The following is a 21,268-nucleotide window of genomic DNA, read 5'->3' on the forward strand; positions in this document are numbered from 1 at the left end:
GCGCGTGATGCGCGTGATGCGCGTGATGCGGATGCGTCGCGTGGAGGGGAGCAGCGAAGCGACGCGGGCGCTCGCGATCCGCGGTCCCCCCGGCTCGGGGAGGGTGTAGCACGATGCGCCGAGCGCACGAAACCCGCGCCGCGCAGGCGCGGCGCGGAGCGGAGAGGAGCGGCGAGCGCGGGTCCGACCGCCGCGTCCGTCGCGGCGCGCGGCGACGATCCCGCTGCCAGGTTCGCGGTCGCGCCTCGACTTCCTCACCGCGCCGTACTAGAGTCGCGGCCTCGGACTGACCTGGCACGGGTCGCGGTGCTCGGTCGCTGTCATGTGGACCTCGCAGTCTCCGCTGAGGGAGGCGCGAGGCGGCAGCTCTCCGTGATCGGGCCCTTCGCAGAGGAGGGCGCGGTGCCGCGGCGCTTTCCGCCCTTGCTCAGGAGGGGCTCTCCACGAGCCCGATGTCCATGGAATTTGCCGATCTCAAGCTCATCGAACCGCTGCTCCGCGCCATCGAGGCCGAAGGATACAGCACCCCGACGCCGATCCAGCAGCAGGCCATCCCGCCGATCCTCGAGGGCAACGACGTCCTCGGGTGCGCGCAGACCGGGACCGGCAAGACCGCCGCGTTCGCCTTGCCGATCCTGCAGCGCCTCGCGCAGAGCGGCGCGCCGACCCAGCGCGGGCTCCGCGTGCTCGTGCTCACCCCGACGCGCGAGCTCGCCGCGCAGGTCGGCGAGAGCTTCACCACGTACGGCAAGAACCTCGGCTTACGGACCGCGGTCGTCTTCGGCGGGGTGGGGCAGCGCCCCCAGATGGAGGCGCTGCGCCGCGGCGTCGACGTCCTCGTGGCGACGCCGGGCCGGCTGCTCGACCTGTGCTCGCAGGGCCTCTCGCCGTTCGGGCGGCTCGAGACGCTCGTGCTCGACGAGGCCGACCGGATGCTCGACATGGGGTTCATCCACGACATCCGGCGCGTGCTCGCGATGCTGCCCGAGCGCCGCCAGACGCTCCTGTTCTCGGCCACGATGCCGCCGGACATCCAGAAGCTCGCGGACACCATCCTGCACCGCCCGGTGCGGGTCGAGGTCGCGCGGGTCGCCACGACCGCCGAGAACATCGACCAGCGGGTGGCCTTCGTCGAGCGGTCCGACAAGCGCGCGATGCTGGAGCACGTGCTCAAGGACCCCGCGCTCCGCCGGGCGATCGTGTTCACCCGCACCAAGCACGGCGCCAACCGCGTGGTCCAGCAGCTCAGCCGCGCGCGCATCGAGGCCGTCGCGATCCACGGGAACAAGTCGCAGGGCGCGCGCGAGCGGGCGCTCGCGAGCTTCAAGCAGGGGACGACGAGCGTGCTCGTCGCGACCGACATCGCGGCGCGCGGCATCGACATCGAGGACATCTCGCACGTGATCAACTACGACCTCCCGAACATCCCGGAGAGCTACGTGCACCGCATCGGCCGCACGGCGCGCGCCGGGGCGTCGGGGGTGGCGCTCTCGTTCTGCGACAGCGAGGAGCGCCCGTACCTCGCCGACATCGAGCGCCTCATCCAGAAGCGCCTCCCGCTCCTCTCCATCCCCGGGATCCCCTGGCTCCAGGCCGACCCCAGGCCCGCCCATCAGGCGCAGCCGCAGGGGCGGCCCCAGGCGCAGGGGCGGCCGCAGCAGCAGCGCCCGCAAGGGCAGGGGGGGCGACCTCTGGCGCAGGGACGGCCCCAGCAGCGCCCGCAAGGGCAGGGCCGGCCCCAGGCGCAGGGCAGGCCGCAGCCGCACGGGCACGCCCGGCCTCAGGGACCGGCGCGGCCCCAGCCGCCGGCGCGGCCCGAGGGGCAGGCGCGGCCTCAGCCGCAGGGACAGCCCCAGGCGCGGCCGCAGCCGCGCCACGATACCCCTCGCGCGGACAACTGACGCCCCTCACGCGGAGCGGCGGCTCCCCGCCGCCCCCGTCCGCCCCGCCGCGCCGAGCTCGCCCGGATCGGCCCAGCGAGCCGTCGCTGGCCTGAGCCTCACGCTCGGCAGCGCGGGCGAGGGCGCCAGGCGGCGGCCCCTCCCGCCGCTCCCACCGGCGCGTGCCTGCATTGCCCACATCCACATTATTTTCGCGGTGTGCGCAAATTCTGGCACGATCTCAGCCATGCGCGTTCCCGCCATCGTCGTAAGCTTGCTCACCATCGCTGCCTGCGATCGCGGCGCTCCATCGAGCTCGCCCGCCGCGGATGCCCAGGCCTCGGCCGCTCCGGTGGCGGATGCCTCCGCCGCCCCGCTCGCCTCGGCCAGCGCGCCGGCCCCGGCGAGCGCGGACGCGGCGGGCGACGCCGGCGCCGCGCCCGCCCCGGCCGACGCCGGCGCGGCCGCGGCAGCGAGCGCGGACGCGGGCGACGCCGGTCCCCCCGCGGCCGACGACGGCCGGCTCACGGTGGAGGGGCGCGCCGTCCAGGGAGGGCTCCTCCGCGCCAAGCTGAACGGCAAGCTGCGCCGCATGGCGTTCCCCGGCCACCGCGTGACGGTGAGCGATGAGGGGGAGTTCCTCATCGCCTTCTCGCGCAACGCGCCGGCGCAGGAGAAGCTGACCATCACGTTCGACGACGGACAGGTGCTCGAGAAGCTCTTCGACGTGGAGCAGCGCACCTACGAGGTCGACAAGGTCGACAACCTCCCGGAGAACATGGTCAAGCTCGACATGGCCACGCGCGTGAAGCTCACGCAGGCCGAGAAGAAGCTCGACGCCATCCGCAACAAGTACACGAAGAAGAACTGCTACAAGAACGGCTTCATCTGGCCGTCGAAGGGCCCGGTCACCTCGCGGTACGGCCAGCCGCGCGTGCTCAACGGCACGGACGGCGGCGTCCACTGGGGCGTGGACATCGCGGTGCCCGTCGGGTCGCCGGTGCGCGCGCCCGCCTGCGGCAAGGTCGTCTTCGTCGAGAAGGACCTCCCGCTGAGCGGCCACACCATGATCATCGATCACGGCCATGGGCTCACCTCCACGTTCATCCATCTGCACGGCTTCGCCGCGAAGGTGAACGACGAGGTCAAGCAAGGTCAGGTCGTCGCGACCGTCGGCATGACCGGCCGCACGAACGGGCCGCACCTCGACTGGCGCATGAACCTCTTCGAGACGCGCGTCGATCCCGAGCTCCTGGTCACGCCGGCGAAGTGACGGCCGGCCTCCTCGCTCCACCCACCAGGAGTCCGGCCAGGGATCCGGAGAGAGATTTCAACGCAAAGGCGCAAAGGCGCAAAAAATAAATAATAGCATGAATCTGCATTTTTGCGTCTTTGCGCTCTTGGCGTCTTTGCGTTGAAATCTCTCATGCTCGCGAGGCAGGTCCCTGGCGGGATTCCTGACCCACGGCCCGCGCCGCTCCTCCGCAGCGCCGCTCCCCTCGTCGTCCTGAGAATACGCCACCTGGAAGGTCCCTGTTGAGAACGCTCGCGCTAACCCCCGTCCTCGCGTCGCTCCTCCTCTCGCTCGTCCCGGCGTCCGGCTGCGCGCCGGCCCCCCGCGTCGAGCCTCGGCCGGCCGGGTCGCCGGCCGCGCGCCCCGAGGGGCCGCCGGCCGCGCAGCCCGTGGGGAAGCCGGCGGCCGGCCTCGACCCGGAGCTCACGTCGTACGCGTACCCTTATCCGGTCAAGCACTTCGAGGTCGAGTCGCAGCGCCAGAAGCTCCGCATGGCGTACATGGACGTGCAGCCCGAGAAGCCGAACGGGCGCGCGGTGCTCCTCCTCCACGGCAAGAACTTCTCCGCGGCGTACTGGGAGCCGACGATCCGGGCGCTGACCGAGCGGGGGTTCCGGGTCATCGCGCCCGATCAGATCGGGTTCGGCAAATCGACAAAGCCCGCCGCCTATCAGTTCAGCTTCCACGGGCTGGCCGAGACGACGCGCGCGCTGCTCGACGCCCTCGGCGTCCAGCGGCCGGCCGTGGTCGGCCACTCGATGGGGGGCATGCTCGCCGCGCGCTTCGCCCTCATGTTCGCCGACCGGACGGAGCGCCTCATCCTCGTGAACCCCATCGGCCTCGAGGACTGGAAGACGGTGGTCCCGTATCGCTCCATCGACGCCTGGTACAAGCAGGAGCTCGAGGCGACGCGCGACAGCATCCGCGAGTACCAGCGCAAGAGCTATTACGACGGGGCGTGGAAGCCCGAGTACGAGCGCCAGATCGAGATCCAGGCGGGCTGGACGGAGCACCCCGAGTATCCGCGCGTCGCCTGGTGCTCCGCGCTCACGTACGACATGGTCTTCACGCAGCCCGTCGTCTACGAGCTCCCGCGCCTCCGCACGCCCACGCTGCTCATCATCGGGCTGCGCGACCGGACGGCGCTCGGCCGCGCCTGGGCGCCGAAGGAGGCCGCGGACGCGCTCGGCGACTACACGACCCTGGGCAAGAAGACCGCGCAGGCGATCCCGGGGGCCAAGCTCGTCGAGCTGCCCGGCGTCGGCCACCTGCCGCAGGTCGAGGCGTTCGAGAAATACCGGGACGCGCTCGTGGGCTTCCTCGAGCAAGCTCCTTAAGGGCGCCCCGCACGCCGGCGCGCCCGGGGCGGCGCGGGCCTGGGAGAACGGGCGAGCGCGCTGGACAGCCAGGACGACACGGCCTCTCCGCCAAGGACATGACCCGTCGAGAGGTACCGTGTCCCGTGGCGGGTGGGCGATCTCGGGGCAATGTGCCACAGGACGAGATCTCCAGGGCACCGGCCATGCGGCAGGAGCGGCGCTCGTGATCCAGGAGCGCGGCGCTCGCGGTGGCCATCGCCGCCGCAGCGCGCCAGCGCAGGCCGGCTGACAATCCCTCTCGGCGCCGTGGAATGATGGAATGGCCGCTGAGCTCGCCGCGGCGGACGGCCCTCCGCGCCGGGCTGCCCCGCGGCATGCGCCTTGCAGCTCGCCAGACCGACGAAGGCACTCAAACCAAACATAGGATTGCAAGGAGTCGGTCATGAAGATCCTGTCGCCTCGAGTTCATGGGTACATCGATTATGCGGTTGCGGCCCTGTTCCTGCTGGCTCCGTCGCTGTTCGGCTTCAGCGGTCTCCCGGAGACGCTCTGCTATATCCTGGGCGCCGTGCACCTCGGCATGACGCTGCTCACCGCGTTTCCGCTGGGCGCCGCCAAGATCATCCCGTTCCCGGTGCACGGAGGGCTCGAGGCCGCGGTCGGCGTGTTCCTCGTCGCCGCGCCCTGGCTGTTCAACTTCGATGCGGCGCCCGCGGCGAGGAATTTCTTCGTCGTGTCGGGCGTGGCCGTCGGCCTGGTCTGGCTCGTGACCGACTACCGTTCGGCCTACGCGACGACGGCGGCCAGCGCGCGTTACCGCTCGGAACACCGGTCGTTCTCCTGATGACGGCGTGAGCGTTCCTCGCGAGTCGGCGCCGCGGCCGGGCTCAGCCCCGGCCGCGCGCTTTTTTGTCTCCCGGGGAGAGCGCCATTCCACCCCGACCCTGGGCGCGGCTCCGCCGGAGCCCCGTCCCCACCGCGAGCTCGGCGGGAGCCGCAGCCCCTCCTTCCACCTGCTGCCTACCTGCTACCTACCTACCTGCTACCTACGGCCAGCCGACCACGGCCAGCCGAGCAGGCGAACGGGGCGCATATCGCCTTCACAATGCAGCGAGGCACTCGCGACGAGCTCATCCACGAGCGGACGAGCTCGGCGGATGATCACGGCGCTTTGCCTCTCGTCGCTCTCAAGTTGCTGCCTTCGGCTGCCCCGTTTCGGACGTGTTTCGTCCAGCACACAGCGTTTTGTCGCGAACGCCAGAGGCGCCTGGCGCTGCCGGCCCGTGCGGCCAGGGCGGCGGCGACGGCTGTCGCTATCGTGGACGCTCCTCCGTTCGGTTCGTCCATCCATCCGCTCCGTCCGAAGCCCTGTCCGCTCCCGTGGAGGAAAGCGCCGCGCTCCAAGCCTTGGATATTGCTCCGATCCGGGCAGGGAGTTATTTCAATCCCCGCAACGACCTGACGGAGAGAAAAGCCATGATGACCATGCCAATGAGCTCGATGCCGATGATGTGTACGATGATGCCGTCGATGAGCGGCATGATGCCGATGGGCGGCATGATGCCGATGATGCCCAACATGATGGGTATGATGGGCATGATGCCGAACATGATGGGCGGCATGATGCCGATGATGTCCGACATGATGGGCATGATGCCCAACATGATGATGAGCCGCACGATGGGCGGCATGATGCCGAACATGATGGGCATGATGCCCGGCATGATGATGCCGAACATGATGGGCATGATGCCCAACATGATGATGGGCGGCATGATGCCGAACATGATGGGCATGATGCCCAACATGATGATGGGCGGCATGATGCCGAACATGATGGGCATGATGCCCGGCATGATGATGCCGAACATGATGGGCATGATGCCCGGCATGAAGATGGCGGCCTGATCTCGGATCGAGGACAGACGTCAAAAACCCCGATAAGCGAGGGCGAGCGCTCCCGCTTATCGGGGTTTTGTGCTGGCGCGAGGCCTCACCCGCGAGGCGCGGCGCGCCGGCCTCGCCCGGTCACGCCCCGGCCGCCTCCGGCGGCTTCGGGTGCTGGTCCCGCGATACGTACACCGCGGCGGCCAGATCCCCCACCACGTTGATCACGGTCCGGCACATGTCGAGGAACCGATCCACGCCGAGGACCAGGCCGAGCCCCTCGGGCGGGATCCCGAGCAGACCCAGGATCATCGCGATGACGGGGAGCGAACCGGCCGGGATGCCCGCGGTGCCGATGCCCCCGAGCACCGAGATGAGCATCACGATCGCCTGCTGCCCGAAGGTCAGCGACACGCCGTAGACCTGCGCGAGGAAGAGCACGGTCACCCCCTCGAAGAGCGCCGTCCCGTTCTGGTTCATCGCGGCGCCGGCGGTCAGCACGAACCGGGCGACGGACGGCGGCAGCTTGAGCTCCTCCTCGGCCACCTTCAGCGAGGTCGGCAGCGTCGCGTTCGACGAGGCGGTCGAGAACGCCGTCACGATCGCCGTCCGGCTCCCCCGGAAGAACGCGACCGGCGACATCCCGCCGAGGAAGCGCACCGAGAGCGAGTACACGACGAACATGTGCAGCCCGAGGCCGAGCAGCACCGTGAGCACGTACGCCGCCAGCTGCTGCATGATGCCGATGCCCATGCGGGACGTGATCGTGAAGAGCAGCGCGCCCACGCCGATCGCCGCGAACCGGAGCACCCCCTCGATGAGCCGCATCGAGACGTCGAACAGCCCCTGGATGACCTCGCGGAGCCGCGCCGCCGCCTCGGTCTGGGTGAGCGACAGCGCGAGGCCGAAGAGCAGCGAGAACGTGATCACGGCGAGCACGTCGCCCCCGGCGGCCGCCTTGATGACGTTGTCCGGCACCATCGCGATGATCATCCCCACCGGCGAGGTGTCGACCGGGGCGGTGGCCGCCTTGATCCCGCCGCCGTGCGCGAGGCTCCGGACCGCCTCGGGCAGGCCGTCCCCCGGGCGGATCAGGTTCACCAGGACGAGGCCGATCAGCACCGCGATGGTCGAGACCACGGCCGTGTAGCCCAGCGTCCGCAGGCCGAGCCGGCCGACGTGCTTCAGATCGAGCTCGCAGACGCCCATGACGAGCGCCGAGAACAGGATCGGGAGCACGAGCATGAACAGCAGGCGCAGGAAGATCTGGCCCACCGGGTAGGTGATGTGATCGACGATCCAGGTGAGCGCCGGGGAGCCCGCCGCGACCGCGTTCGCCGTCAGACCGCCCGCTGCCCCCACCGCGACCCCGAGCAGCATCGTTCGATGCGATGACATGACGCCACCTTACACAAGCCGCGGCGCCGTGAGCCGCGGAGTTCGCGCCCCGATCGCCCTCCGTGGCCGCGGAGCGACCGCCCTCCTGGCGGGCCAGGGCCGCCGGCCGCCTGTCCAAGCCCGCGTGGATCCATTACGCTCGCCGCCGGGCATGCTGAAGCCGGGCGATTCGTTCGAGCGCTACACGATCGAGGCCGCCATCGGGCAAGGGGGGATGGGCTGCGTCTACCGGGCGCACGACGCGCGGCTCGGGCGGCGCGTCGCCGTCAAGGTGATCGCGGGCGGCGCCATGGACCACGACGCCGGCGCGCGCCTGCTCCGCGAGGCCCGCGCCGCCGCCGCGCTCGATCACCCGAACGCCGTCTCGATCTTCGACGTCGGCGAGCTCGATGGGACGCCGTTCATCGCGATGGAGCTCGTCGACGGCCGCACCCTGCGCAGCGCGATCGGCGGCGCCGAGGCGCCGGTCCCGACCCGGGTCGGCTGGCTCGCCGACGTCGCCCGCGCGCTCGCCGCGGCGCACCGGCGGGGGCTCGTCCACCGGGACATCAAGCCGGAGAACGTGATGGTCCGGGACGACGGCGTGATCAAGGTGCTCGACTTCGGCATCGCGCGCCGCGCCGCCGGCGGCGCCGATCCGACCGCGTCCACCGAGGCCCCCGCGCTGCCGACGCTGACCGCCCTCGGCGTCAAGCTCGGGACGCCCGTCTACATGGCCCCGGAGCAGATCCGCGGCGCCGAGCTCGACGGGCGCGCGGACCAGTTCGCGTGGGGCGTGCTCGCGTTCGAGCTCCTCACCGGCCGGCTGCCCTGGCGCGGCGCCGGCGACATGCTCGCCGTCGTCGCCTCGATCCTCACCGACGAGGCCGACCGCGCCGCGCTCGACGCCGCCGCCGTGCCGCCCGCGGTGAGCGCGGTCGTGCTGCGCGCGCTGTCGAAGCGCCCCGAGGACCGGTTCGCGTCGATGGATGACCTCGTGCGCGCGCTCGAGGCGGCCGGGCGGGGCGAGGCGCCCGCCGCGATGCCGGCGCCGCACGCGCAGGCGCCCGCCGCGAAGGGGGGCGAGGCGCCCCGCGGCGGCGAGACCGCGGCGCAGCGATTCTCGACCGAGGAGGTCCGCGACGTGCTCGCGCGGGCGATCGAGCGCCAGGCCGCGGGCGAGGCCGGCGCCGCGCGCGCGCCGAGGGGCGACGCGCGGCTCGGCTTCGACGACCTGCTCGCCGCGGCGGAGGAGGTGGGCGTCGACCCGGAGGCGGTGCGCGAGGCGAGCCGCGCGCTGCGCGCGCGCGAGCGCGACGGCGTGGAGCGGAAGGCCGGCGCGGCGACCGCCGCCGAGCGCGCCGCCTGGCTCCGGCGCAAGCGCCGCAACTTCTACCGGCACCTCGGCGTCTACCTCATCGTCAACGCGGCGCTCCTCACGCTCGCGCTCGTGCTCGGCGTCGTGCTCTGGGCGGCGATCATCCCGCTGGGCTGGGGCATCGGCGTCGCCATCCACGCGCTCGTCGCGTTCACGGCGCACGAGGACGACTGGGCCGAGGAGGCCGAGCGCATGGAGCTCTGGCGCGAGCACCACCGCCGCATGCACGAGGTGGCCCTCGCGCGGGCGGCCGGCAGGGGCCCGCGCCCCGCCGCGGCCCGGCGCCAGCGCATCGAGGGGGCGGACGAGGAGCGGCAGGGCAGGCTCCGCGTCGAGGCGGACACGGCGCGCTCCCGGGCGGAGGAGGCGGAGCAGGCGGAGGAAGAGGCCGGGGTCGCGGTGAGCAAGGCGCGGCGGCGGCGGCGCTGACCCGGGCTCCGCGCGCCGGCCGCTCGCCGAGCTTCGCGCCGGGATGACGCCGGCATGGGGTAAGCTCGCGGCCCTCGGAGGCCCCATGTCGACCAAGCCGAACTTCATCGCCCGCGCCCTCGCCCCGCTCCAGGTGCTCCCGCCCTTCCTGCGCTCGCGCGCGCAGACCGTGCTGTTCCAGCGCATGGTGCCGTTCACGGGGACCGCGGGGATCCTGTTCGAGGAGGTGGGCCCGGATCGGGTGGCGCTGCGGCTCGCCAACGGCCGCAGGGTGCATAACCACATCGGCGGCGTGCACGCGGCGGCGGCGGGGCTCCTGGCCGAGACCGCGACCGGGTTCGTCGTCGCCGTCAACCTCCCCGACGACAAGCTGCCGCTCCTGCGCAGCATGAAGGTCGACTACACGCGCCGCGCCCGCGGCGGGCTGCGCGCGGTCGCGACCCTGTCCCCCGAGCAGCGGCAGGCCTTCCTCGACCAGCCGAAGGGGGACGTCGCCGTCGCCGTCACCGTGACGGACGAGGGCGGCGCGTCGCCGATGGAGTGCGAGTTCGTCTGGGCCTGGGTGACCAAGGGGGTGTGACGGCGCCCGGGCCGCCGGCGCGATCGCGCGCGGCGCGCCGGGAGCGCGCGCCGCGCGGCCGCTCGCGTCAGCGCGTCAGGATCTCGCAGCCGTCCCGCGTCACGAGCACGGTGTGCTCGAACTGCGCCGAGAGGCTGCCGTCCTCGGTGACGATGGTCCACCCGTCGTCGAGCGTGCGGATGTTGTGCGAGCCCAGGTTGACCATCGGCTCGATCGTGATGGCCATCCCGGCGCGGAGCCGCATGCCCGCCCCGCGCACGCCCGTGTGCGCGACGTGCGGCGGCAGGTGCATCTTCCGCCCGATGCCGTGCCCGCCGACCTCGCGGACCACGCTGCACCCCTCCGCCCGCGCGAGCTCCTCGATCGCCGCGCCGATGTCGCCGAGCCGCGCCCCGTCGCGCACGACCGCGATCCCCGCGTCCCGGCACCGCCGGGCGACGTCCACCACGTGCCGCGCCTCGGCGCTCGGCTCCCCGACGAAGAACGTCGCGGAGGTGTCGCCGTGGTAGCCGTCGAGCTCGGTGGTCACGTCGACGTTGATGATGTCGCCCGGCTGGAGCACCTCGTCGCGCCGCGGGATCCCGTGGCAGACGACGTGGTTCCGGCTCGTGCACACCGCCGCGGGGAAGCCCTTGTACCCGAGCTGACTCGGGCGGCCGCCGCGCTGCGCCGTGTCCTCGCGCACCCAGTGGTCGATGTCCGCGGTCGTCACGAAGGGCGCGAGCCGCGCCCCGACGGCGGCCAGGGTCGCCGCGGCCGCGCGCCCGGCGCGCCGCATCGCCTCGCACGCGCGAGGCCGAAGGATGTCCACGTTCATGCGAGGCGTATGCGCGCGCGGCGCGCGGCCATCCAATACTGTTTTGATCTCGGGCGCCCGCGCCCGGCTCCTCTCCCGAGCGGCGTTCGAGTAGAATCGGCCGCGTGAGCCTGTCGCAGATCCGTTACTTCATCGCCGTCGCCGAGGAGGGCCACGTCGGCCGCGCCGCACGCCGGCTCCACATCGCGCAGCCGCCCCTCAGCCGGCAGATCCGCGGCCTGGAGGACGAGCTCGGCGCGCAGCTGTTCGAGCGCACCGCGCGCGGCATGCGCCTCCTGCCGGCGGGCGCGGCGTTCCTCGATCACGCCCGCACCATCGTCGCCCAGGTCGACGCGGCCGTCGCCGACCTCCGCAGCTACGGCGCCGCGCCCCCGCCAGGACCGCTCGACGCCGGCGGGTGCCGGCGCGCCGAGCTCGGGTAGGCGGCCTCGCTTGGAGCCACGGGACCGGCATGGGTTACGACGCTGAGCTCGCGCTCGCCGTCGAGGCGGCGCGCCGCGCGGGCTCGCTCCTCCGCGCGGAGTTCCACCGCCCCGGCGGCCCTCGCGGCGCCGGGACGCACGCCGACGTCGATGTGGAGGTCGAGCGCCTCTTGCGCGACGCGCTCACCCGCGCGACCCCCTACGCGTTCCTCGGGGAGGAGACCGGCGCCCTGGACGGCGCGGACCCGTCGCACCGCTGGGTCGTCGATCCGCACGACGGCACCGCGTCCTTCCTGCACGGCTACCGCGGCGCCTCGGTCTCGATCGGCCTTTTGCGCGAGGGCACGCCGGTGCTCGGCGTCGTCTTCGCGTACGCCTACCCCGACGACCACGGCGACCTCATCGCCTGGGCGGAGGGCGCCGGGCCGATCCGGCGCAACGGCGCGCCCGTCTCGTCGTCGCTCGCCGGCGCCACGCTCGATCGCTACGCCGTCGTGCTGCTCTCGCAGTCGGCGGACTACCTCCCGGCCCGCAACGCCCGGTGCGTCGCGCCGGCGCGGTTCCTCTCGCTGCCGAGCCTCGCCTACCGGCTCGCGCTGGCGGCGGTCGGGGAGGGGGTCGCCGCGGTCTCGCTCAGCCGGCCGCGCTGCTGGGACTACGCGGCCGGCCACGCGCTCGTGCGCGCCGCGGGCGGCGAGCTCGTCGACGACGACGGCGCGCCCATCGCGTACACCCCGGAGCGCGAGGGCCAGATCTGCCGCCTCTTCGGCGGCGCCCCCGCGGTCGTCCAGGAGCTCGCGCGGCGCCCGTGGAACGCCGTCATCCACGGCCGCATCCCGGCGCCTCAGGGGACGTACGGGCTGCTGCGCCCGTCGCACAGCCTGCTGATCGAGGGCGCCGGCGCGCTCTCCCGGGCCCAGGGCTGCCTGCTCGGCCAGCTCGCGGGCGACGCGCTCGGCTCCCTCGTCGAGTTCCGGAGCGCGGAGCAGATCGAGCGCCTCTATCCGGGCGGGGCCCGGGACCTCGCCGATGGCGGGACGTGGGACACCCTCGCCGGGCAGCCGACCGACGACTCCGAGATGGCGCTCCTGCTGGCGCGGTCGATCGTCCGCAAGCGCGGCTTCGTCGCCGAGGCCGCGCTCGACGCCTACGTGCACTGGTACCGCTCCGGCCCGTTCGACGTCGGCAACACCGTCGCTGCCGCGCTCCGCGCCGCCGCGGGCGCGCCCTCGCCCGGCGCGCGCCGCGACCACGCGAGGGCGGCCGCGAGCCTGACCAGCGAGGCGAACGGCTCGGTGATGCGCGCGGCGCCCCTCGGCATCCTCGGAGCGGGCCGCCCGCGGGAGGCCGCGGCGTGGGCGCGCGACGACAGCGCGCTCACGCACCCCCATCCGGTCTGCTGCGCCGCCTCTGGCGCGTTCGTCGCGGCCATCGCCGCCGCCGTGGGCGGCGCCGGCGTCGATGGGGCCTTCGCGGCCGCGCGCGCCGAGGCGGAGCGGAGCGGCGAGCGCGTGGTCCTCGCCGCGCTGGAGGCGGCGCAGCGCGCGCCGCCCCGGAGCTTCTCGCATCAGGCCGGCTGGGTCATCATCGCCCTGCAGAACGCCTTCTACCGGCTCCTCCACGCGCCCTCGCTCGAGCAGGGGCTCGTCGACACGGTGATGGCCGGCGGCGACACCGACACGAACGCCGCGATCGCCGGCGCGCTGCTCGGCGCGGTTCACGGCCGGGACGCCGTGCCGGATCGCTTCCGGCGGCTCGTGCTGTCCTGCCGCCCGCTGCCCGAGGCGGGGGCGAAGCACCGGCGCCCGCCCGAGCTCTGGCCGGTCGACGCGATGCTCGTGGCCGAGGCGCTCCTCGCCGCCGGGCAGCGAGCGCAGCCCGAGGAGCCCGACCTGCCGGAGAGCTTTCAGACCGGGGACATCGGTTGAAATCTATTGATCTAGCTGGCTGATCGCCATCTTGTGCAGCCATCTTCCGGCAATCGCCACCTCATCGGAGGCCGCGAGCACGGCCTCCTCGCCTCCGGCCCGGCGAAGGACGCCTGCGAGCTGGGTCAGGCTTGCCCATCCCTGGAAGACACCGGCCAGCGACGGGCTCCCCGACGCGTCGAACAGGCACGTCGACAGCAGCCGTGCCGCGTCGGCGGGGCTCATCCACGGCGCTGCCTCGCAGAGATCGCCGAGCGCGTCGGCGTCCGCGCCTCCTGCCTCGAAGGCGAGCACCGCGCGCCGGGCAGCCTCGGCGCGCATCGGTTCGGGGAGGGCCCGGGCGAGCCGTGCCAGCGCCACGATTCGAACATAGCTCCCGGAGAGCTCGTTACAGTCTTCCACGATCCGTAAAGCCGCTTCCGCCCCCAGGATCGCGACCGAGGCGGAGGGGTGCTCTTTGATCGAATTGCATCGCTCTTCCGGAGCGAGCTCTTCGATGAGGGCCTTTATCTCCTTCTCCGGCCGCCTTCCCGGAGGGAGCCTCTCGCCGAGGCGAAGCAGCGCGTCCGCCTGGTACCCGGCGCTGCTCCCCGCCCATCGCAGCACGAGCGCGCGCGCCTCGTCCTCTCGCCCGAGCGATACCAGCCGCGCGCCGAGAGCGTGCACCGGCCAGACCGGGACCTCCTCGAGCGCCCTCTCCAGGAGAGGCTCGGTCAGATGAGGCGCCACCGCCGCGGCCTCCGCTTCGTTCTCGAAGCACCAAGGCGACCAGTTCCTCTCGATCTCCTGGACAGCGCGAGCCCTCGCCGCTGCCGGCAGGCCGGCGAGCAGCCGGGCGAGGACCCGAATCCGCTGGGGCGCGGGCAGGGAACGCGAAGCTCGCTCCAGCGCGACGGCGGAAGCCTCGCCCACGCCCGGGCCAGGCACGAGCGTGGGTGGCGCCCCTCCAGCGCGCACGATGGCCTCTGCCGCGATCTCCTGAGCTTCCTCTTCGGGGAGCAGACCCGCCGCCGCGACGAGCTCCCGGGGCGCGTCCCCCCCGTCCGAACAGCGCGCAACGTCCAGCGCGGCGCGCGCGATCCGGATGCGCCGCTCGCCCTCTGCCGCCTCGGCCACGGCGATCAGCGCCGAGGGGCTCGACCACCGCGCGCCCGTGCGATCGGCGAGCTCGAACGCTTTCTCGAGGACCCCGGCTCGGGGGGACGGTGAGACCTCCGCTGCGAGGGCGACCAAGGAGAGAGCGCGCGCCGCGTCCGCGTCGAGTCGTGGCGTGACGAGGTCGGCATCGGGGCTCGCCCACGGCTCCGCGTCTCCCAGCGTCGCCGCCGCGCCCTGCGCCGCCGCGCAGCGGACGAGCGCCGCGGCGAGGTTCGGAGTGAGGGACCTGCAACGCTCCACCTCCTCTCCGAGACGATCGCGCAGGCGGCGGAGATCGACGAGGGCATCGGCGAGCGCCTCGGCGGAGACAGGGCGTACCCAGCTCGGCTCCGCGAACGCGAGCATCGAGGCGACAGGAGCGCCGCCGAGGGCGAGGTGCGCGCTCGCGTCTGCCCCGCTCGGGACGCCTCGGCTCTCCGCCGCCGCGGGGGAAACGGGTGCAATCTCGACGAGATGCGCATCAACGCCGTTCCAGCCGAGGCGCTCCCTCCAGGCGTGCGCCTCGCTCTCGCCACCGGAGATCGAAACCGCACATCGAACGTGCTTCCCGAGCTCCCGAAGCGTGGATATCCGCCCATCGTGAGGCCAGTCGATGCACTCGTCGAGACCATCGAGCACGAGGAGCAACTCGGGCTCGTCTTCATCCTGGCCATTGGCCAGCCTGTTCCGGAGCTCCGAGCGCAGCTTCAGGAGGTCCCGCGGAGGGCGCAGCACGTCTTCGCCGAGCTGCTGCAGGAGCGACGTGAGGATCTCATGCTCGGAGGCGAAGCGGCGCGATCGTTCTATATGCACCACAGCGGCACATACCCCGGCACGCTCGCGCGCCTCGGCGACGAGCCGGGCGCACAGCGCCGCTTTGCCGGCTCCCGGAGCACCGTGCAGCAGGCACGCGGGTGCCGGAGACGCGCGCCAGCGCTCGATCGCTTCACGGGCGCGCTCTTCCCCCTCGGTCAAAGACGCGCCCGCGGGAGATCCTTTCTTTTCCTTCGGACGCATTCGCACCTCGGTTCAAGACGTTCGCCTCGGCTGTTCTAGAGCGGTCCTTAGGTGGGACTGACACGGTCTTCCGTCTTCCGTCTTCCGTCTTCCGTCTTCCGTCTTCCCTCTTCGTGCTCGTGCGCGTGCGCGTTGACTCCGAGGAATCGCGCACGCGCACGCGCACGAAGGACGCGCACGGAAGACGGAAGACGGAAGATGGGGGACGGCGGGACGGGGGAGGGCGGGACGGCGGACGGGGGACGGCGGACGGGGGACGGCGGACGTTTGCATGGATCGGCACGCCCCTCGAGCTCCCCGATGGGCGCCCGAGCTACCCCTCGCCGGCGGCTCCCTCCTCGCCCCGCTCACCCCCCCGTCGGCCGCTCCAGGTGCCCGCCGAACTTGTGGCGCATCGCCGACAGCACCTTCTCGGCGAACGTGTGATCGTGCCGCGAGCGGAAGCGCGCGTAGAGCGCCGACGAGAGCACCTCGGCGGGCACCGCCTCCTCGATCGCCGCCATCACGGTCCAGCGGCCCTCGCCGGAGTCCTGCACGAAGCCGCTGTACCCGGCGAGCTCCGGGCTCTCGGTCAGGGCGATCGCGGTGAGGTCGAGCAGCCACGAGCCCACCACGCTCCCCCGCCGCCAGACCTCGGCGATCTCGCCGAGATCGAGCGCGTACCGGTGCTCCTCGGGCAGCCGCTCGGTCCCCGCGTTCTTCAGGATGTCGAACCCCTCCGCGTACGCCTGCATGAGGCCGTACTCGATCCCGTTGTGGACCATCTTCACGAAGTGGCCGGCGCCGACCGGGCCGCAGTGGAGGAAGCCCTCGTCCGCCGTGCTCTGCGCCTCGCGCCGGCCCGGCGTGCGCGGGATGTCCCCCGGCCCGGGCGCGAGCGTCCGCAGGATCGGCTCCACCAGCGCGAACGTCTCGGGCGCGCCGCCGACCATGAGGCAGTAGCCGCGCTCGATCCCCCACACGCCGCCGCTCGTCCCCACGTCGACGTAGCGGATGCCCCTCGGGGCGAGCGCCCTGGCGCGGCGGACGTCGTCCTTGAAGTAGGTGTTGCCCCCGTCGATGATCACGTCGCCCGCGCCGAGCTTCTCGCCGAGCTCCTGGACCACGCGCTCGGTCGGGGCGCCCGCCGGGAGCATGACCCAGACCACGCGCGGCGACGCGAGCTGCGCCACCACCTCGCCGAGGGACGAGGCCGTCGCCGCGCCCTCCGCGCCGAGCTGCCTCACGCTGTCCTGGTTCAGATCGAACGCCACGACCTCGTGGCCGCCGCGCATGAGCCGGCGCGCCATGTTGGCGCCCATCCTCCCGAGTCCGATCATTGCGAGCTTCATCTGTCACGCTCCTGTCTGCGCCCGCGGGCGTATCACAGGGCGCGCCGCGAAGCGCGCCGCCGGCGCCGCGCCCGCGTCCGGCCGCCGCTTCTTGGGTCGGCCTACCGCGGCCTCTGCCGGAGGGCGCCCATCACGTGCTCGAGCGCGCTCCTCAGCGTGCTGAACACCGGGATCCCCTCCAGGCTGCCGCCGACCTCCAGGAGGCGCCCGACCATCGCCGCCGGGACGCCGGAGACGATGCACTGGCTGCCGAGCAGCCTCGTCGCCGCGAAGATCCTGAGGAGGTGCTCGATCGTCGAGGCGTCGGTCGCCTGCGCGCCGGTGAGGTCCACGATCATGAAGCGGGCGCCGTGCTGGACGACCGCGGCGAGCACCTCTTCCATCATCCGCGCCGCGCGCGCGCCGTCGACCGTGCCGATCACCGGCAGCGTGAGCACGCTGTCCCACACCTGGATGATCGGCGTCGACATCTCGAGCATCGCCTCGTGCTGCGCGCGGACCCGGTCGAGCTGCCGCCGGAGCTCGAGCTGGACGCGCTCGAGCTCCTCGTTCTGCTCGCGCAGCTGCGCGCTCGCGGCGGCGAGGTCGAGCGAGTTCTTGAGCATCGTGTACGTGGCGCCGACGTAGAGCGCGTACGTGGTCGCGCTCGCCAGCGCCTTCCGGTCGATCTGGCGCTGGTCCTCCAGGGCGAAGAGCATCGTGCCGATCGTCTTCTTGTAGACCTGGATCGGCACGTGGAAGACGACCTCCGGGTCCTCCGCGAGGAGCCACGCGCGCGCCTGGTCCGCCTCCCGCGCCTCGGTCCAGGGCCCCTTGAACCACGCGGCGCGCTGCGCCTCCAGCGCCGCGACCATCCACGCGTCCACGACGACGCCGCCGCCCTGGGGCGCGCCGTACTCGAAGTTGCCGCGCTCGTACCGCGCCGCGATCCGCGCGCCGCCGCCGTCGTTGCCGAGCACGACGCAGAGCCGCTGGGACGGGACGCTCCAGCGCGCGCTCGAGCAGACCTCCTCCCAGAGCGACCGCAGATCCGGCTGGCTCGCGAGCTTGAGGAGGATCTCGTTCAGGACGCCGAGGATGATCCACCCGCCGCCGCCGGTCTCGTGGGGCTGGCCAGAGTCTGGCATCGCCATCAGCAATCGGCGTCGAGCGGGGGACCCGCGGCGTCGGTCCGTGGTTCGATGAGCTGCGAGGAGGCCGCCGTCATGACGCTCCCCCGGGCCGCTTCCGCGCGGAGCCCCGCCTCGCCGATGCAAGCGACGGGATCAGGACCAGATCGAATCTCGGCACGGTGCACACTCCTCGCGCGCGGCGCGGCCGCATCCTACCGCGCCATCCGCCCGCGGTGAAGGGGGGGCGCCGCCGTGCTCGCGCGCTCGCGGCGTCATCGGCAGGCGACCCCGCGCCGCGCCGCCGCGTGCTACCGCTAGGGCATGAAGATCAAGGCACGCGACGGCAAGGTCTACGAGGTCGCCTCCGCTCCGCCCGGCGGCAGCCACGAGGTGCGGCTCGACGGCAAGGTGATCGGCTCGTTCGTGCTCCTGCCGGACGAGACGCAGGTCACGGTGAAGAGCAAGCCCGCCACCGACGCGCTCCTCGTGGACATCGCCGATCGGTTCGTCGCCGAGGGCGGCGCGCCCATGGGCATCAGCTGATCCTGCGCCGAGCCGACGCTCGACGGCGCGCGGGGCCGCCTGCGCCGCCCCGGTCCTGACTCGCTTCTCCTATACCGACGTCTGGGATCAGGTCTCGCGGCGCGCCGGCCGCAGCTAGCTCTCGGTGCAGCCTGGCGGGGCGGCGCGCCGGCCGGCCGAGGCTGAGGCCCCCTGGCTGCATGTCGTTTCCGAGATAGCGCTGCGCCCCTGTCCGGAACCCATGAACGACGCCCACCCGTTGCGCTGCAGCGGAGCCTGCGCGCAATCCAGCGCGCCGCTCTCCGGCGTCCTCTGGATGGCCCTTCATGGCGACGACATCCCGGAACTTGTGGCACCTGGGCTTCGCGAACCTGGTTCGCGCCCGCGGGCCCTCGAACGTCGCGGTCCAGCTCGATGTGCCGCTCACGGTCGAGCCGCAGCGCGCGGACGTCCTGCTGCTGCGGAAAGCGGACGCCCCGCACGAGGCGGGTGACGCCCGGGTGCTGCGCGGCCTGTGGCCTCTGCTCGGAACGGACACGGTGCTCGAGTACAAGAGCCCTGCCCGGTCCGCGTTCCGCCGCGGTGATCTCCTGCGCCTGTGGGGGTACGGCGTGCAGCACCACGTGGCTCAGATCGAGCGGCTGTCGGGGTATCGCGCGCTCACGCTGGTCCTGGTCGTCGCGAGCGTTACGCGCACGCTGGTCCGGGAGCTCGCCGAAATGGACTGGGTGCTGGTGCCTCTGGGCGGCGGTTATGGCCGCATCGACGGCGCGGTGTACACGACCTATCTTGTCGTCACGGACGAGGTGGCGGAGTCGGAGCAGGACGACTTCTTGAGGATCTTCAGCCATCGCCCGGTGCTCAGCCCGGAGGCGCGGCGGTGGTTACAGCAGTGGGTGAGGCCGGAGGAGGGTACGATGCAGGACGTGGAGGAGCTGGAAGGTTACGACGAGATGCTGCAGAAGCTGCTCGACTCACTGCCGGTCGAGCGGCGGCTGGTTGGGCTGACCCCGGAGGAGCGGCTGGCCGGGCTGGCTCCGGAGGAGCGGCTGGCCGGGCTGTCGCCCGCGCACCAGCTGCTGGCGCTGTCCGACGAGGCGCTACGCGGCTTCCCCGACGAGCACCTGCGCTCGCTCCCGGCCGAGGTCCAGGACGCGATCCGGAAGCGCATCGGCCGGCCTGAGCGCTGATCGCCGCGCTGTCGAGATCGCCTCGGGGCGGCGCCCCGTCACCGTCGCCCGCGGGCTGAGCCCGCAGCAGGCCCGCTCCGCGCCTCGCGCCTCGCGGCGCGCTCGCTCCTTCGCGAGCGCTGCCTGGAAGGGCGCGTCGACGTAGGCGCGCTGGTGCTTCGACCCGCGCCATTCGCGCGCGATCTCCGCGTGGCACCGCTCGCAATCGCGGTTCACGGCCACGGGATCGAGGTTCCTGGGCGGCTCGGGCCCGGGCATGCGGGGCGCGGCGCCGCGGCCGAGCGTCCCGCCCGGCGCGAGGGAGAGCGCTGCGCCGAGCAGCAGCGCGACGGCGCGCCTGACCGGCACGGCTCCCCCGGCGCGAATCGGCCGCGACATCGCGCGATGGTACACGGGAGCGGGCCGATGTCGCCGGATGGCCGGCGGCGCAACTGTGCGACACCTCGGCCCACCTCGCCCCAGGGTCGGTCTCGCTACGACCATCGGTTGCCCGGGCGGCGCGTCGTGGCGCTGGCGTCGCGCTCGCGGCGTGAGGCGCGCTGCCGCGTACGCGGCGTGGCCGGCGCTGGCTGGACGCGACGCGGCGATCAGACCTCGGTGGCGCCGGGCGACGCCGGCTCACGTACACGCCCGCGTGGCGTGCGGCTTGCTCTGCTGGCCCCGCATGAAGCTCGGAACGTGCCTCACCCTCGCGACCGCGCTCGGCGTGCTGACGGCCGGCGGCCCCGCGAGCGCCTGCGACCCTGTGGATACCAGCGTCTCGGAGGGGTTCCTTCGCGCTGCCGCGCCGGGAGAGCCCGCCACGGTGCCACGCAATGTGGCGATCGTGATCTGGGGCGAGCTCCCGGAGCTGTCGCACCTGCTGGTCGAAGAGGAGACCGGCGCCGCCGTCGCCGGCGCTGGCTCCGACGTTCCGGTGGCCCCGCCGGGCTACAGCGTGATTCGCCCCGCCGATACGCTGGCCCCTGACACCACGTACCGATTGCGCCTGAGGCCCACTGTCGAGCGCCTCGTCCGGACGTCGGATGTCGTCGATGGCACCCCGCCGAGCGCGCCGGTGCTGGCGGGCGGAGACATCGAGTTCCACGCGAACGAGCCCGCGTGCGGTTACGGCGGCTGCCCGGACATGACCACGCTGACGTTCGATCTGGCCGCGCCCAGCGAGGACGATCACACGCCCGCCGAGGCGCTCGTCTACGCCGTGTACGTGGGCTTCAGCCCGGAGCAAGCGCTCGCCAAGTCGCAGCCGGACGCGTGGCTGGAGGGCGATTCGATGTTCCTCTACGTCGACGAGGACCACGTGGGCCGCAACGTGTACATCGCGGTCTCGGCGATCGACGAGGCCGGCAACGAGAGCGAGCGCAGCGAGGTGCTCCAGGTCGAGCGCGAGGCGTCGGGCTGCGCGTTCTCGCGGAGCTCCACGCCGAAGGCGGGGCTCGCCCTGCTGCTCCTGGCCGCGCTCGCGCCGCTCCGGCGCGCGGGGAGGAGGGGAGACCGGGGTTCCGTGGCGCGCGACGGGCGATGAGGTCCATCGTCGCGCGGCCCGGCGGGAGAGTGCCCGGAGAGGGAGCGTCCCGGGCCTCTCCTGCCGACGCGTCCTGATCCGTGGCGGGTGTCATTCGCTGTCCAGCGCACCGCGACGGCTGTA

General features: G+C 72.8%; 18 protein-coding genes. 12 read left to right on the forward strand and 6 right to left on the reverse strand.

Features of this window, described 5'->3' with window-relative positions; translation table 11 throughout:
• The first annotated feature begins 458 nt into the window (after positions 1 to 458).
• The 5 genes from WMF33_RS21290 to WMF33_RS21310 all read left to right on the forward strand — a co-directional run bounded on the left by WMF33_RS21290 (position 459) and on the right by WMF33_RS21310 (position 6,401).
• On the forward strand, positions 459 to 1,901 hold the full coding sequence (locus WMF33_RS21290; RefSeq protein WP_437338863.1) for a DEAD/DEAH box helicase: 1,443 nt from the start codon (positions 459 to 461) through the stop codon (positions 1,899 to 1,901).
• A gap of 226 nt (positions 1,902 to 2,127) precedes the next feature.
• Positions 2,128 to 3,153: a M23 family metallopeptidase gene (locus WMF33_RS21295; protein WP_437338864.1), complete on the forward strand. Its 1,026-nt coding sequence runs from the start codon at positions 2,128 to 2,130 to the stop codon at positions 3,151 to 3,153.
• Between the two features lie 263 nt (positions 3,154 to 3,416).
• Positions 3,417 to 4,511 carry an alpha/beta fold hydrolase gene (locus tag WMF33_RS21300; RefSeq protein WP_437338865.1) on the forward strand — a complete coding sequence of 365 codons (1,095 nt, stop codon included), beginning with the start codon at positions 3,417 to 3,419 and terminating at the stop codon, positions 4,509 to 4,511.
• A gap of 424 nt (positions 4,512 to 4,935) precedes the next feature.
• A complete protein-coding gene (locus WMF33_RS21305) occupies positions 4,936 to 5,337 on the forward strand; it encodes an SPW repeat domain-containing protein (protein ID WP_061623518.1) in 402 nt (133 codons plus the stop codon).
• 536 nt (positions 5,338 to 5,873) lie between these two features.
• On the forward strand, positions 5,874 to 6,401 hold the full coding sequence (locus WMF33_RS21310) for a hypothetical protein (RefSeq protein WP_437338866.1): 528 nt from the start codon (positions 5,874 to 5,876) through the stop codon (positions 6,399 to 6,401).
• A 120-nt stretch (positions 6,402 to 6,521) separates the two neighbouring features.
• On the opposite strand, the gene WMF33_RS21315 is transcribed toward WMF33_RS21310, so the two are convergent.
• The gene (locus WMF33_RS21315) at positions 6,522 to 7,778 is read right to left on the reverse strand and encodes a dicarboxylate/amino acid:cation symporter (RefSeq protein WP_437338867.1); all 1,257 of its coding nucleotides are present in this window, start codon (positions 7,776 to 7,778) and stop codon (positions 6,522 to 6,524) included.
• A gap of 151 nt (positions 7,779 to 7,929) precedes the next feature.
• Here WMF33_RS21315 and WMF33_RS21320 point away from each other — a divergent pair, with 151 nt between their 5' ends.
• Positions 7,930 to 9,564, forward strand: a complete 1,635-nt coding sequence (locus tag WMF33_RS21320; RefSeq protein WP_437338868.1) for a protein kinase domain-containing protein — start codon at positions 7,930 to 7,932, stop codon at positions 9,562 to 9,564.
• A gap of 85 nt (positions 9,565 to 9,649) precedes the next feature.
• A complete protein-coding gene (locus WMF33_RS21325) occupies positions 9,650 to 10,144 on the forward strand; it encodes a hotdog fold domain-containing protein (RefSeq protein ID WP_437338869.1) in 495 nt (164 codons plus the stop codon).
• A 67-nt stretch (positions 10,145 to 10,211) separates the two neighbouring features.
• Here the strand turns inward: WMF33_RS21325 and map are convergent, their stop codons facing one another.
• The gene (gene map / locus WMF33_RS21330) at positions 10,212 to 10,961 is read right to left on the reverse strand and encodes a type I methionyl aminopeptidase (RefSeq protein WP_437338870.1); all 750 of its coding nucleotides are present in this window, start codon (positions 10,959 to 10,961) and stop codon (positions 10,212 to 10,214) included.
• 104 nt (positions 10,962 to 11,065) lie between these two features.
• Here map and WMF33_RS21335 point away from each other — a divergent pair, with 104 nt between their 5' ends.
• Positions 11,066 to 11,383, forward strand: coding sequence for a LysR family transcriptional regulator (locus WMF33_RS21335; protein ID WP_061626142.1), 318 nt, complete (start codon positions 11,066 to 11,068; stop codon positions 11,381 to 11,383).
• 29 nt (positions 11,384 to 11,412) lie between these two features.
• The gene (locus tag WMF33_RS21340) at positions 11,413 to 13,311 is read left to right on the forward strand and encodes an inositol monophosphatase family protein (RefSeq protein ID WP_437338871.1); all 1,899 of its coding nucleotides are present in this window, start codon (positions 11,413 to 11,415) and stop codon (positions 13,309 to 13,311) included.
• A 3-nt stretch (positions 13,312 to 13,314) separates the two neighbouring features.
• Here the strand turns inward: WMF33_RS21340 and WMF33_RS21345 are convergent, their stop codons facing one another.
• The 3 genes from WMF33_RS21345 to WMF33_RS21355 form a co-directional block, all read right to left on the reverse strand.
• Positions 13,315 to 15,465, reverse strand: a complete 2,151-nt coding sequence (locus WMF33_RS21345) for an AAA family ATPase (RefSeq protein ID WP_437338872.1) — start codon at positions 15,463 to 15,465, stop codon at positions 13,315 to 13,317.
• A 347-nt stretch (positions 15,466 to 15,812) separates the two neighbouring features.
• Positions 15,813 to 16,796, reverse strand: coding sequence for a phosphogluconate dehydrogenase (NAD(+)-dependent, decarboxylating) (gnd, locus tag WMF33_RS21350; RefSeq protein WP_437338873.1), 984 nt, complete (start codon positions 16,794 to 16,796; stop codon positions 15,813 to 15,815).
• Between the two features lie 101 nt (positions 16,797 to 16,897).
• Positions 16,898 to 17,923, reverse strand: a complete 1,026-nt coding sequence (locus WMF33_RS21355) for an STAS domain-containing protein (protein WP_437338874.1) — start codon at positions 17,921 to 17,923, stop codon at positions 16,898 to 16,900.
• 306 nt (positions 17,924 to 18,229) lie between these two features.
• Between WMF33_RS21355 and WMF33_RS21360 the strand changes: the two genes are divergently transcribed.
• Together WMF33_RS21360 and WMF33_RS21365 are read left to right on the forward strand one after the other, a co-directional pair.
• Positions 18,230 to 18,451 (forward strand): hypothetical protein, encoded by a 222-nt coding sequence (locus WMF33_RS21360; RefSeq protein ID WP_020736229.1) that lies wholly within the window; start codon positions 18,230 to 18,232, stop codon positions 18,449 to 18,451.
• Positions 18,452 to 18,756: 305 nt separating this feature from the next.
• The gene (locus WMF33_RS21365; RefSeq protein ID WP_437338875.1) at positions 18,757 to 19,620 is read left to right on the forward strand and encodes a hypothetical protein; all 864 of its coding nucleotides are present in this window, start codon (positions 18,757 to 18,759) and stop codon (positions 19,618 to 19,620) included.
• Here WMF33_RS21365 and WMF33_RS21370 read toward each other — a convergent pair.
• Entirely contained in the window at positions 19,531 to 19,998 is a 468-nt protein-coding gene (locus WMF33_RS21370; protein WP_437338876.1) for a multiheme c-type cytochrome, read from the reverse strand. The two genes, WMF33_RS21365 and WMF33_RS21370, sit on opposite strands and share 90 nt — an antisense overlap.
• 286 nt (positions 19,999 to 20,284) lie before the next feature.
• Here WMF33_RS21370 and WMF33_RS21375 point away from each other — a divergent pair, with 286 nt between their 5' ends.
• Positions 20,285 to 21,145 (forward strand): hypothetical protein, encoded by an 861-nt coding sequence (locus tag WMF33_RS21375; RefSeq protein WP_437338877.1) that lies wholly within the window; start codon positions 20,285 to 20,287, stop codon positions 21,143 to 21,145.
• Positions 21,146 to 21,268: the final 123 nt, after the last annotated feature.

It is taken from the genome of Sorangium sp. So ce394 (genome assembly GCF_051474665.1).
GTDB classification, from domain to species: domain Bacteria; phylum Myxococcota_A; class Polyangia; order Polyangiales; family Polyangiaceae; genus Sorangium; species Sorangium cellulosum_D.